The 11,731-nt window shown below is 74.7% G+C and carries 10 protein-coding genes; all 10 read left to right on the plus strand.

The window, feature by feature from the left end; genetic code table 11:
- Window positions 1–2 precede the first annotated feature (2 nt).
- The 10 genes from ACI78R_RS18770 (at window position 3) to ACI78R_RS18815 (ending at window position 11,638) form a co-directional block, all read left to right on the plus strand.
- Window positions 3–1,118, plus strand: coding sequence for an acyl-CoA dehydrogenase family protein (locus ACI78R_RS18770; protein WP_457041857.1), 1,116 nt, complete (start codon window positions 3–5; stop codon window positions 1,116–1,118).
- 28 nt (window positions 1,119–1,146) lie between these two features.
- The gene (locus ACI78R_RS18775; protein ID WP_073420917.1) at window positions 1,147–1,911 is read left to right on the plus strand and encodes a crotonase/enoyl-CoA hydratase family protein; all 765 of its coding nucleotides are present in this window, start codon (window positions 1,147–1,149) and stop codon (window positions 1,909–1,911) included.
- Window positions 1,908–2,720 (plus strand): enoyl-CoA hydratase, encoded by an 813-nt coding sequence (locus ACI78R_RS18780; protein ID WP_457041858.1) that lies wholly within the window; start codon window positions 1,908–1,910, stop codon window positions 2,718–2,720. Before ACI78R_RS18775 ends, ACI78R_RS18780 begins: the two co-directional genes overlap by 4 nt.
- A gap of 23 nt (window positions 2,721–2,743) precedes the next feature.
- Window positions 2,744–4,147: a 4-hydroxyphenylacetate 3-hydroxylase N-terminal domain-containing protein gene (locus ACI78R_RS18785; RefSeq protein ID WP_457041859.1), complete on the plus strand. Its 1,404-nt coding sequence runs from the start codon at window positions 2,744–2,746 to the stop codon at window positions 4,145–4,147.
- Between the two features lie 240 nt (window positions 4,148–4,387).
- The gene (locus ACI78R_RS18790; protein ID WP_457041860.1) at window positions 4,388–5,767 is read left to right on the plus strand and encodes a 4-hydroxyphenylacetate 3-hydroxylase N-terminal domain-containing protein; all 1,380 of its coding nucleotides are present in this window, start codon (window positions 4,388–4,390) and stop codon (window positions 5,765–5,767) included.
- A gap of 137 nt (window positions 5,768–5,904) precedes the next feature.
- A complete protein-coding gene (locus ACI78R_RS18795) occupies window positions 5,905–7,146 on the plus strand; it encodes an ABC transporter substrate-binding protein (RefSeq protein ID WP_457041861.1) in 1,242 nt (413 codons plus the stop codon).
- A 48-nt stretch (window positions 7,147–7,194) separates the two neighbouring features.
- Window positions 7,195–9,210, plus strand: coding sequence for an ABC transporter permease (locus tag ACI78R_RS18800; protein WP_457041862.1), 2,016 nt, complete (start codon window positions 7,195–7,197; stop codon window positions 9,208–9,210).
- The gene (locus tag ACI78R_RS18805) at window positions 9,203–9,973 is read left to right on the plus strand and encodes an ABC transporter ATP-binding protein (RefSeq protein WP_457041863.1); all 771 of its coding nucleotides are present in this window, start codon (window positions 9,203–9,205) and stop codon (window positions 9,971–9,973) included. Before ACI78R_RS18800 ends, ACI78R_RS18805 begins: the two co-directional genes overlap by 8 nt.
- Complete coding sequence (locus ACI78R_RS18810; protein ID WP_457041864.1) at window positions 9,966–10,799, plus strand: ABC transporter ATP-binding protein; 834 nt, start codon at window positions 9,966–9,968, stop codon at window positions 10,797–10,799. The genes ACI78R_RS18805 and ACI78R_RS18810 overlap by 8 nt, the downstream gene beginning before the upstream one ends.
- A 77-nt stretch (window positions 10,800–10,876) precedes the next feature.
- Window positions 10,877–11,638 carry an alpha/beta fold hydrolase gene (locus ACI78R_RS18815; RefSeq protein WP_457041910.1) on the plus strand — a complete coding sequence of 254 codons (762 nt, stop codon included), beginning with the start codon at window positions 10,877–10,879 and terminating at the stop codon, window positions 11,636–11,638.
- Window positions 11,639–11,731 lie beyond the last annotated feature (93 nt).

Below are 11,731 nucleotides of genomic sequence, written 5' to 3' on the forward strand. Positions count from 1 at the left end.
CCGTGGTCGAGTTCGAGTTCACCGACGAGCAGCGCGCCCTGCGCGAGGTCGCCCGCGACGTCTGCACCCGGTCCGCCCCCGAGGAGGAGGTGCGCCGGCTCATGGGCACCGCCGAGGGCTTCGACCGCGCCGTCTGGCGGCGGCTGGGGTCCGACGTCGGGCTGCTGGGCCTCGCCGTCCCCGAGGAGCACGGCGGCGCCGGTGCCGGGCTGGTCGAGCTCGCGCTGCTGGCCGAGGAGACCGGCCGCACGCTGCTGCCAGGCCCGCTCCTGGGCACCGTGTCGCTGGCCGTCCCGGCGCTGCTGGCCACCGGCGACGACGCCGTCGCCAAGGAGCTGCTGCCCGGCGTCGTCGAGGGCGCCACCGTGCTCGCGCTGGCCGCCACCGACGACCGCGGCGGCTGGGCGCCGGCCCAGCCCGCGGTCGCCGCCGGCGCCGGCGGGCGGCTCACCGGCGAGCAGGCGCACGTCCTCGACGGCGCCGCCGCCGACGCGCTGCTCGTCCTCGCCGCCGCCGACGACGGCCCCGCGCTGTTCCTCGTCGACGGCGACGCGGCGGGCCTCACCCGCGAGGTGCAGTCCGGCCTCGACCTCACCCGCCGGCAGGCGCGGCTGCGCCTCGACGGCGTCGCGGCCCGGCCGGTGGGGTCCGCCGCCACCGCCGCGGCCGCCGTCGCCACCGCCCGGCGCACCGCCGCGGTGGTGCTCGCCGCGGCCGCCGTGGGCAGCGCCCAGCGGATGCTCGACTCCTCGGTCGAGTACGCCCGCCAGCGGCTGCAGTTCGGCCGGCCCATCGGGTCGTTCCAGGCGGTCAAGCACCGCTGCGCGGACATGCTGGTCGACGTCGAGCACGCCCGCTCGGCCGCCTACCACGCCGCCTGGGCCGCCGACGCCGGCACCGACGACCCGGAGCTGGCCGCCGACCTCGCCACCGTGGTCACCGCCGAGGCGCACCTGCGGGTCGCGAAGAGCACCGTCCAGGTGCACGGCGGCATCGGCTTCACCTGGGAGCACCCGACCCACCTGCACTACAAGCGCGCCGTCAGCGACGCCGCGCTGCTCGGCGGGCGGGCGGCAGCCGCCGCCCGGCTGGCCGACGCCGTCCTCGAGCCAGCCTGACCGGCCCCGACCCCGCAGAGGAGACCCCATGAGCGACGAGGTGCTCACCGAGGAGCGCGATGGCGTCCTGGTCGTCACGCTCAACCGGCCGCAGGCGCGCAACGCCGTCAACGAGGCGCTGGCCGCCGCGGTGGCCGAGGCGATGGACCGGCTCGACGAGGAGGAGCACCTGCGCGCCGGTGTGCTCACCGGCGCCGCCGGCACGTTCTGCGCCGGCATGGACCTCAAGGCCTTCGTCCGCGGCGAGACGCCGGTGGTCGCCGGCCGCGGGTTCGCCGGGCTGGTCGAGCGGCCGCCGGCCAAGCCGCTGATCGCCGCCGTCGAGGGCTACGCGCTGGCCGGCGGGTTCGAGATCGTGCTGGCCTGCGACCTCGTCGTCGCCGCCGAGGGTGCCTCCTTCGGCATCCCCGAGGTCAAGCGCAGCCTGGTCGCCGCCGGCGGCGGGCTGCTGCGGCTGCCCCGCCGCATCGCCTACCACCAGGCGATGGAGCTGGCGCTGCTCGGCGACCACGTCCCCGCGCCCCGCATGCGCGAGCTCGGCCTGGTCAACCGGCTGGTCCCCGACGGCACGGCGCTGGACGCCGCGCTGGAGCTCGCCGCCGGCATCGCCGCCAACGGCCCGCTCGCGGTCATCGCCAGCAAGCGGATCGTCGCCTCCGCGCTCGACTGGCCGGAGGAGCAGGGCTGGCGCGAGCAGGAGGTCATCGCCGGGCCGGTCGCGCGCTCGGAGGACGCCCGCGAGGGCGCCACCGCCTTCGCCGAGAAGCGCCCGCCGGTCTGGCGGGGCCGGTGACCGCCGTGCCCGCCACCGGCACCGGCACCGCGCAGGACGTGCTGCTCGTCGAGCGGGACGGACCGGTCGCCACCGTCACCCTCAACCGGCCCGCCGCGCGCAACGCCCTGTCGGCCGGGCTCATGGCCCGCCTGCGGGAGGCCATGGCGGCGCTCGAGGCCGACGACGACGTCGACGCCGTCGTGCTCACCGGCGCCGACCCCGCCTTCTGCGCCGGGCTGGACCTCAAGCAGCTCGGCAGCAGCGGCGACAACCTGTCCCTCGGGGACGGGGACGGCGGCCGGCCCTCCTGGCACCCGTGGCCCCAGCTGTCCAAGCCGGTCATCGGCGCGGTCAACGGCGCGGCGGTCACCGGCGGCCTGGAGCTCGCCCTCAACTGCGACGTGCTGGTCGCCTCCGAGCGCGCCCGGTTCGCCGACACCCACGCGCGGGTCGGCATCCTGCCCGGCTGGGGGCTGTCGGTGCTGCTGCCGCTCGCCGTCGGCCGCGGCCTGGCCCGCCGGATGAGCCTGACCGGCGACCACCTGCCCGCCGCCGAGGCGCTGCGCGCGGGCCTGGTCACCGAGGTGGTGCCGCACGAGCAGCTGCTGCCCACCGCCCGCCGGCTGGCCGCGACCATCGCCGGCAACGACCGCGCCGCCGTCCGCCGGCTGCTGCGCTCCTACCGCGACATCGAGGCCGAGCTGGTCGGCGACGGCCTCGCGGTCGAGGCGGCCACCTGCGCCGAGTGGTCGGCCCGCTACGACCCCGCCGAGGTCGAGCGCCGCCGCGCCGGCCTGCTCGACCGCGGCCGCGCCCAGCTCTCCTGACCCGTCCCCACCCTGGAGGTCCCGTGCTCACCGGTGAGCAGTACAAGGCCACGCTCGACGACGGCCGCGCCACCTACTTCGAGGGCGAGCGGGTCAAGGACCTGCCCGGCCACCCCGTGCTCGGCCAGGTGGTGCAGAACGTGGCCGACGGCTACGACTGGCTGGCCTCGCAGGCGGTCGACGGCGTCAACCCCGCCGCGGGCGTCCCGCGCACGCCCGAGGAGCTGCGCGAGAAGGTCGAGCTGGTGCACACCGCCGGCATGATGGCGCACGTCAACTACACGTCGATCATGACGCTGGCGACGGCGGCCGGGCGGCTGGCGACCACCGCGCCGCAGTACGTCGAGCGGCTCGACGAGGTGGTCCGGACCGCGCAGGCCCGCGACATCCGGATGACCCAGTGCATCACCGACGCCAAGGGCGACCGGTCGTTGCCGCCCACCCGCCAGGACGACCCCGACGCCTATGTGCGCGTGGTCGACCGCGGGCCCGACGGCGTGGTGATCCGCGGCGCGAAGCTGCACATCACCGCCGCCTCCTTCGGCCACGAGCTGATGACCATCCCGACCAAGGCGATGAAGCCGGGGGAGGAGGCCTACGCGATCGCGGCGGTCATCCCGGTCAACGCACCCGGCGTGAAGATCATCAACACCAGCTACGCGCCGCGGCACCCCGACGTCCGGCACTTCCCGATCTCCGGCCAGGAGCACTTCCCCGAGGGCTTCGTCATCTTCGACGACGTCTTCGTGCCCACCGAGCGGGTGCTGCTCGACGGCGAGACCGAGCAGGCCGCCGTGTTCGCCCACTCACTCGGCCTGTGGGAGCGGCTGGGCGGGCTGAGCTCCATGGCCGACGGCGCCGACGTGCTCGTGGGGCTGGCGCAGCTGGTCGCCGAGGCCAACGGCCTGGCGCGGATCGGCCACGTCAAGGAGAAGATCTCCGAGATGGTCATCCACGCGACCGTCGTCCGGGCGTGCCTGGAGGCCGCGCTGGTGCACGCCGAGACGGGGGCGCTGGGCGCCGTCTTCCCCAGCGAGCTCTACACCAACGCGGGCAAGTACACCGGAGCCACCGCCTACAACCTCATGGTGCGGCACCTGCACGACATCGCGGGCGCCGCGGTGGTCACCGCGCCCACGCTCGCCGACCTGGAGAACCCCGAGGTCGGCTCGCTCGCCCGCAAGTACATGTCCACGCGGGCCGACGTCGACGGCGAGTACCGCACCCGGCTGTTCCACGCGATCCGCGACCTCACCGCGGACTCCTTCGGTGGCTGGCGGCAGGTCACCAACGTGCAGGCCGGCGGCGGGCTCTACGCCCAGCGGATCGTCACGCGCAAGCACTACGACATGGATGCCGCCAAGCACGCGGCGCTCACCGTCGCAGGTCTCGTGGAGGGCGCCGGCGGCCCCAGCCGCGGCGTCTAGCGCACGGGCACGGAGAGGCCCCCGGGCGGCGCCCGGGGGCCTCTCCGGCGTGCCCGCGACCGGGCCGCCCGACCGCGGACCGGGGCGTCCCGGAGGGCCCTTGACAGTGTCCTGGCTCACTGCCAATGTGACACCGACGTCACTGTCACTCTCCGCTCGTCGGACCGGACGGACCCCCTCCGCGAGCGCGGCCGACCGGCCCGTGCCGGCGGTCCCCGACCCCCTCGAGGAGCTCCCCGGATGCTGACCGGACAGCAGTACAAGGACTCGCTGAAGGACGGCCGGAAGGTCTACTTCCAGGGCCGCGAGATCGAGGACATGGAGACCGAGCCGGCGCTCGCGGTCCCGCTGCAGGTCGCCGCCGACGGCTACGACAAGCACTACTCGAGCGAGCCCGGCGCGGTGAACCCGCTCATCGACGCCCCGCGGTCCCCCGAGGAGCTCCGGGACAAGATCCCGGTGTTCATGGAGATGGACCTGCTGCTCAACGTCACCTACCAGTCGCTGATGACGCTGCTGGTGGCCGCGCCGCGGATCGAGGCCGTGGCGCCGCAGTACGTCGAGCGCATCACCGCCTACGTCGAGGACGCCAAGCGGCGCGACATCCGGATCACCGAGTGCATCACCGACGCCAAGGGCAACCGCAGCCGCCACCCCGCCGCCCAGGACGACCCCGACTCCTACGTGCGGGTGGTCGACCGGACCGCCGACGGCGTGGTCATCCGCGGCGCCAAGCTGCACATCAGCGCCGCCGCGCTCGGCCACGACCTCATGGTCATGCCCACCAAGAACATGCGGCCGGGCGAGGAGGACTGGGCGATCTGCGCCGCGGTGCCGGTGAACGCGCCGGGCGTGCACATCACCAACACCAGCTACCACCCCTACGGCCGCGACGAGCGCGACCACCCCACCAGCGCCAAGATCAGCGTGCCCGACAGCATGTGCATCTTCGACGACGTCTTCGTGCCCCACGAGCGCGTCTTCCTCGACGGCCAGGCCGAGCAGGCGGCCGTCTTCGCCCACTCCCTGGGCCTGTGGGAGCGCCTCGGCGGCACCGCGTTCATGGTCGAGCAGGCCGACGAGCTGGTGGGCCTCGCGCAGCTGATCGCCGAGGCCAACGGCGCGGCCAAGATCTCGCACATCCGCGAGAAGATCGACGAGATGATGATCCACGCCACCCTGCTGCGGGCCGGCCTGGAGGCGGCGTTGCTGCACGCGCACGCGACGCCGCAGGGGTACTACTACCCCGACGACATGTACACCAACGTCACCAAGTTCCAGGGTGCCGCGCAGTTCTCGAAGATGGTGCGCCACCTGCACGAGATCGCCGGCGGCGCCGTGCTCACCGCGCCGTCGAACTCCGACTTCGAGAACGAGACGCTCGCGCCGTTCCTCGAGAAGTACATGTCCACCGGCGACGACGTCAGCGGCCGGTACCGGACCCAGCTGTTCCACGCGATCCGCGACACCACGGCGGACGCCTACGGCGGCTGGCACCACGTCACCAACCTGCAGTCCGGCGGCGGCATGTTCGCCCAGCGGCTGGTGACCCGCCGGCACTACGACATGGACCGCGCCAAGCAGCTGGCCCTCAAGGCCGCCGGGCTCACCGGCGCCTGACCGCCCTCCCGGTCCCGCGGCGGCGTCCGACGCCGCCGCGGCCGGACCCGGGCGCGCCCGCCCGCGGCGCCGCCCGCCCCCCGACAGCCCGCCCGGCGACGACGCCGGGCGGACCGCCGACGACAGGATGACCCCCCTTGCGCACCAGGAAGACCCTCGCCGGATGTGCGGCGCTCGCCGTCACCCTCACCGCCTGCAGCCAGCCGGCGGCGGACACCGACACCTCCGGCGGCCTGTCCGGCGACCCCGTGGTCCTCGGCGTCCAGTCCCAGGACACCGGGCCCTCGGCGTACCCGCAGAGCACCTACGGGGCCGAGGCGGCGGAGTGGTACGTCAACAACGAGCTCGGCGGGATCGGCGGGCGGCCGCTGGAGCTCGACGTCTGCTCCGGTGACGGGACGCCGGAGACCGGGGTGAGCTGCGCGAACGGGTTCGTCAGCTCCGACGTCCCGGTCGTGTTCGACGCCTACGACCAGGCCAGCGTCGGGGCGATGACGCCGATCCTCGGCGAGGCGGGCATCCCGATCGTGGGCACGCTCGCCGGCCAGGGCGTGGCGGAGGCCGCCGAGTACGGCACCGCCTTCTACTTCTCCGGCCCGCTGGAGACCAGCGCGCTCGGCATGGTCACGGTGCTGGCCGACCAGGGCGCCTCGACGGCGGCGCTGGCGGTCAACGACGTCCCCTCGTCGCACGGCTACGTCGACGACCTGGTCAAGCCGCTCGCCGGCGAGCTCGGTCTCGACGTCACCGGCGTCTACACCACCGTCGACAACCTCAACTACCAGGTGCTCGCCCAGACCGAGCTCGCGGGCGAGCCCGACGTCGCGGGCGTCATCTCGCTGCCCGAGGAGGCGTGCACCGGCCTGGTCCAGGCGCTGCGCCAGAACGGCTTCGAGGGCACCGTCTTCGCCGGGTCGTGCTCGCAGTTCATCGAGCAGCTGGCCGGCGAGGCGGCCGGGGCGATCGTGCAGCCCCGCCTGTGGGTGCCGCGGTCCTACGACAACGCGCCCACCGAGGTGCAGGAGCAGCTCGACGCGTTCGCCGAGGCCATGGAGGCCGTCGGGTACGAGGACGAGCAGTCGGCCCGGTCGCTGTACTCCTTCGCCGGCCTCGTCAACCTCGCGAACATCCTCGACGAGGTCGAGGGCGAGCTCACCGCGCAGGCGGTCACCGACGCCATGAAGGGCGTCCGCGACTTCCCGACCTTCCTCGGCCCGGAGGTCACCTGCGACGGCGAGCAGTGGCCCGGCCGCCCGGGTGCCTGCAGCCACGAGGCGATCTTCTTCGAGGTCCAGGACGACGGGACGCTGGCGCCCGTCTCCGAGGACGGCTTCACCGAGCTCGACACCGCCGTCGCCGAGCGCGTCGTCGGCACCTGACCCCGCCCGCCCGCACCCCCGGCCTCCGCTGACCGCGAGGAGTCAACGATGACCACCCTTCTCGAGTTCGCCGCCCTCGGGCTGGGGCTCGGAGCCGTCTACATCGGCCTGTCCACCGGTTTGCTGCTGGTCTACCGGGCCACCGGGATCATCAACTTCGCCCAGGGCGCCATGGCCATGTGGGGCGCCTACGTCTTCGCCCGCGTGCAGGACGACGGCGAGCTGGTGCTGCCGATCGGCACGATCTGGTTCCCCGAGCCGCCGGGCACGGCGGTCGCCCTGCTCGTCGGCCTGGCCAATGCCGTCGTGCTCGGCGTGCTGGCGCACTACCTGGTGTTCCGCCCGGTCCGGCGGGCGCCGGCGCTGGCCCAGGTGGTCGTCTCGATCGGCCTGATGGTCGCGCTGCAGGCGCTGGCGGTCATCCGGTTCGGGCCCAACAGCATCCAGGTGGAGTCGATCCTGCCCACCGGCTCGATCGAGCTCCTCGGCGCCACCGTGCCGCTCCGCGAGCTGACGATGGTGGCGATCATGATCGTCCTCGCGGCGGCGGTCTGGGCCTACCTGCGGCTCACCGCGTCCGGCCGGGCCACCCGCGCGGCATCGGAGAACGAGCGCGGCGCGGTGCTCATGGGCTTCTCGCCCGACCGGCTCGCCCTCATCGCGCTGGTGCTCGCCTCGCTGGTCAGCACGATGGCCGTCGTCATGGGCGGCTCGCTCACCGGCCTGAGCCCCGCCAACTACACGCTGCTGGTCGTCCCGGCCCTCGCCGTCGTGCTCATCGCCCGGCTGGAGTCGATCGGCCTGGCGGTGGCCGGTGCGATCGGGCTGGGGATCATCCAGTCGGAGCTGTCGCTGCTGGCCACCCGCAGCTGGTGGCCGCAGTGGGCGCAGTCGGGCCTGGACCAGGTGCTGCCCTTCCTCCTGGTGATGGTCATCCTGTTCGCCTTCGGCAAGCGGCTGCCGGCCCGCGGGTCGCTGCAGTCGGTGCGGCTGCCCGACGTCGTCGTCCCGCGGTTCGTGCCCTGGAAGGCCGCCCTGCTGGTCGGCATCGCCGTCGCCTGCCTGGTGTTCTTCACCCCGAGCTACCGCTTCGGCCTGACGACGTCGCTGATCATCGCGATCCTCGCCCTGTCCTACGTGGTCATCACCGGCTACCTCGGGCAGATCTCGCTGGCCCAGTCGGCGTTCGCCGGCGCCGCCGGCTTCGCCCTGTCGAAGCTGACGACGGCCTGGGACGTGCCCTTCCCGATCGCGATCGTCGTCTGCGCGACGCTGGCGGCGGCGCTGGGCATGCTCGTGGCGCTGCCCGCCTTCCGGATCCGCGGCGTGCAGCTGGCCATCGTCACCATCGCCGCGGCGCTGGCCATCGAGCGGTTCGTCTTCGACAACTACAGCCTGACGCCGCCCACCGGGAACCCGATCGGCCGGCCGACGCTGTTCGGCATCGACTTCGCCATCCGCGAGGGCCGCAACCTCGCCCGGCTGGAGTTCTCGCTGATGGTCCTGGCGATCCTCGTGCTGATGGTGCTGCTGTTCGTCCGCATCGCCCGCGGCGACACCGGCCGCGCCTTCCTCGCCGTCCGTGCCAACGAGCGGGCCGCGGCCTCGGTCGGCATCGACGTCCGGCGCACCAAGCTCATCGGGTTCGGCCTGTCGGCGTTCATCGCCGGCGTCGCCGGGTGCCTGATCGGCTACAGCCGCGGCGAGCTGTCGGCGGAGTCGTTCTCCGTGGTCGTCGGCCTCTCGGTGCTCGCCGTCGCCTACCTCGGCGGGATCACCTCGTTCGGCGGCGCCCTGGTGGCCGGCGTCCTCGGCCCGCTGGGGCTGGTCTACACCGCCCTGCACTCGGTGTTCGACATGGGCAACGCCTACCCGCTGATCACCGGCATCGGGCTGATCCTCACCGCCGTCCTCAACCCCTCGGGCATCGCCGGCGAGACCCGGCACCAGGTCGAGTGGGTCAAGAGGAAGCTGCGCTCCGGCCGCGCCGCGCCCCCGGCGGCGGCCGACGCCGCGCCCGCCCCCGTCCCCGCCGAGAAGCCGAGGGAGACCACCGGTGTCTGAGCCCCGCGCAGGTCTGCACACCACGTCCCTGACCGTCCGCTACGGCGGCGTGGTCGCCAACGCCGACATCTCGCTGTCGGTGGAGCCCGGCCAGGTCGTCGGCCTGATCGGCCCCAACGGCGCGGGCAAGACGACGTTCGTCGACGCCGTCACCGGCTTCACCGCCTGCACCGGCTCCGTGGAGCTCGACGGGCAGCCGCTCGACGGGCTGCCCCCGCACCGCCGCCGGGCGCTGGGCCTCACCCGCACCTGGCAGTCGGGGGAGCTGTTCGGCAACCTCACCGTCGCCGAGAACATCCTGGTGGCGGCCCGGCCGGGCGGCGCGGGCGCGCTGTGGCGCGACGTCTTCGGCCGCCGGGACGCCGCAGGGAAGGCGGTGGTCGGCCGCGCGCTCGACGCCGTCGGGCTCACCGGCGTGGCCGGCACCCTCGCCCGCGACCTGACCCTCGGCCAGCAGAAGCTGGTCGGCGTCGCCCGGGCGCTGGCCGGCACCTGCCGGCTGCTGCTGCTCGACGAGCCCGCCGCGGGCCTGGACTCCAACGAGAGCCTCGAGTTCGCCGAGCGGGTGCGCAGCATCGCCGCCCAGGGCCCCGGGGTGCTGCTCATCGACCACGACATGTCGCTGGTGCTCGGCGTCTGCGACGTCGTGTGCGTCCTCGAGTTCGGCAAGCCGATCTTCACCGGGCCGCCCGCGGTGGCCCGCACCGACCCGGCCGTCGTCGCGGCCTACCTGGGAGCCCCGATGGAGACCGTCGATGCCTGACACCACCGCCCCTGACGGCGGCCCGCTGCTCGTCGTCGACGGCCTCACCGCCGGCTACAACGGCGTGCCGGCCATCCGCGACCTGTCGTTCACCGTCGGCGCCGGCGAGGTCGTCTCCGTGCTCGGCCCCAACGGCGCGGGCAAGACGACGTCGCTGCTGGCGATCGTCGGCCTCGTGCCGCCGATGGCCGGCTCGGTGACGGCGCTCGGCAGGCCGGTCAACGTGCGGCGCCCGCACGAGCTGGCCCGGCGCGGGGTGCTGCTGGTGCCCGACGACCGCGGGATCTTCCCCGGCCTGACGGTGCGGGACCACTTCCGGCTGGCCCAGCGCAAGCAGGACCCGGCCCGCGAGGCCGCCGTCCTCGACCGCTTCCCGGCGCTGAAGGGCCTGCTGGGCCGCCGGGTGGGGCTGTGCTCGGGCGGTGAGCAGCAGATGCTCACCATCGCCAAGGCGCTGCTCGGCCGTCCGCGGGTGCTGATGATCGACGAGATGAGCCTCGGGCTCGCGCCCAAGATCGTGCAGGAGATGCTGCCCTCGATCCGCGCGCTGGCCCGCGAGGAGGGCATCGGCGTCGTGCTGGTCGAGCAGCACATCGAGCTCGCCCTGTCGGTGTCCGACCGCGGGGTGATCCTCAACCACGGCCGCGTGGTCCTCGAGGGCGCCGCCCGCGACCTGCTGGCGCACCGCGACCAGGTGGAGGCCGCCTACTTCGGCGCCGACGAGTTCTCCGGCAGCGACGCCACCGGCGGGGCCACGGGCGGCGGGGCCGGCGGCAGCGGGGTCGGCGGCAGCGGGTCCACCAGCGCCGCGGTGGTGGCCTCCTGACGGAGCGCGGCACGGTCCCGGTCGACGGCGCCGCCGTCGCCTGGGAGCGCTGGCCGGGCGGGGCGCCGTCGCTGGTCCTGGTGCACGGCACCGCCGCCCACACCGGCTGGTGGCACGGCACCGTGCCGGCGCTGGCCGGGCGGCACGACGTCGTCGCGCTCGACCTGTCCGGGCACGGCGACAGCGGCCGCCGCGCGCGCTACTCCATGGCCGGCTGGTCGGCCGAGGTGCTCGCCGTGGTCGCCGCGCTCGGCCTGGACCGCCCGGTGCTGGTCGGCCACAGCGTCGGCGGGCTGGTCGCCGCCGGCGCCGCCGCCCGGGCGCCGGAGGCGGTGTCGGGGCTGGTGCTGCTCGACTCGATCCCCGAGGAGCCCGCACGCCCGCCGGAGCCCCCGCCGGCGCCCTCCCGGCCGCGCGGGACCCGGGTCTTCCCCGACGTCGCCGCGGCGGTCGCGGCCTACCGCCTCGCCCCGCCGCAGGACGTGGGCGACCCGGCCGCGCTCGCATACGTGGCCGGGCGCTCCGTGCGGCCGGTGCCCGGCGGGGTGGGGTGGAAGGTCGACGGCGCCATCTTCGACGTCGTGCTGCGCCCCGGCCTCACCGACTCCCTCGACGGCGTGACCTGCCCGGTGTCGGTCGTCCGCGGCGAGCACAGCGCGCTGGTGGGCCCGGACGCCGCGGCGGCGCTGGCGCGCCGGTGGGGCCGGCCGGTGCCGCAGCACACCGTCGCCGGGGCGGGCCACCACCTGGTGCTCGACGACGTCGCGGGCACCCAGCAGGCGCTGCTCGCCGCCCTCGACGACGTCCTCGCTACCTTCGACGGGTTCGCACGTCGCTAGACCTTGACGTCAACGTCAGGTCGGGCCAGGCTCCGCTGCGTGACGCGTGCCACAGGCCGTGGCACCCCGCCGGCCCCGGCCGGTCCCGTCCGC

The organism is Geodermatophilus sp. SYSU D01106 (genome assembly GCF_054049995.1).